Raw genomic sequence first — 1,171 nt, forward strand, 5'->3', positions numbered from 1 at the left:
CGTAGTCGCGGATCCAGTACTGCGGCAGGCAGACCGGCGTGGCGTCGTCGAGCAGGCACGAGAGGTTCTGGTCGCGGTTCAGCAGCAGCTCGCAGGATGGGTGGCGAGGGGACGAGGCCTTGCAGCTGTCCCGGGTGCTGGTCAGGATGGTCTGCAACAGCCGCGATTGGTGGAAGGCTTGGCTGTTGCTGTCGTTGCACGAGGCATCGCTGATGCGCAGCAGCGCGGTGGCGATCTCGCCCAGCCCGGTGTCCGCCGGGTGCAGGCCGGGGCCGGGGGCCAGGTGGCCGTAGAGGTCGGTCAGTTCCTTCAGCACCACCGGATCGACGTTGCGGGCCTTGTGCACCTTGTCCAGCTGCTCGTTGATGGCCTGCCAGCCGGTGGCACCCAGCGTGGCCATCGCGCCCAGGCTGATGGACGCGGTGACGGCGCCGGTGGCGGCAATGCGCGAGGGCAGGCGCTTGGGGGCGGTCTGGCTGTGCTTCTCGCCCGAGGTGTCGGCCACGGCGATGCTGCCGTCGTCCGGCTCGAACCAGTCGCCGGCATGGTGGCAGAGGTGGCAGATGAAGCTGTGGCTCAGCTGGCCGCCCAGTGCATCGCCGAGCTGAAAATAGCTTTCCCACTGGGCTTCGCTGAAGAACTGGTCGGTCGTGGGCTCCTGCGGGAACAGCGGGTTGTCGGCCTTGAAGTTGACCAGGTCGACCGGCAGGCCGTCGCACATGTTGGGCTTGACGATGACCAGGTGGCCGGTCTTGCCGCTGCGCCGGTAGTGCACCTGGGCCAGCGCCAGGCAGGCCTGGCTGTCCGCGGAGGCCAGGTCGTTGAGCGAGCCGAAGGCGGTTGGGACCTGGGTCATCGGCGGTTCGCAGGGTGGGCAATCGGCGGCTTCGGCCGGCGGGGGCGGTGCGGCGGATTGCTGCAGGCGCGGCTTCAGGAAGACGATGTCGGCCTGCAGGTCGATGCGGGCCTTGCGCACCAGGTTTTCCAGGTCACCGAAGGCGTAGCGCGGGTCGGCTGCGCAGTCCGCCAGCACGATGAGCTGGCATTCCTCGCGCAGCAGGGCGTAGGCGCCGGTGTTCTCGAAGTGGCCGCCGTCGCTGAGGAACCAGTCGCGGCGCAGGTCGCCATCAAAGCGGCCGCGCAGCTCGGCCAGCAACTGGCCGTACTTGCC

The 1,171-nt window shown here is 68.8% G+C and carries 1 pseudogene; it reads right to left on the reverse strand.

Annotated features, from left to right (window positions below):
• Nucleotides 1–1,171, reverse strand: a pseudogene (locus FKP22_RS33270) (hypothetical protein); the annotation flags it as partial.

Origin of the sequence: Ideonella azotifigens (assembly GCF_006519715.1) — a bacterium.
Classification (GTDB): domain Bacteria; phylum Pseudomonadota; class Gammaproteobacteria; order Burkholderiales; family Burkholderiaceae_C; genus Ideonella; species Ideonella azotifigens.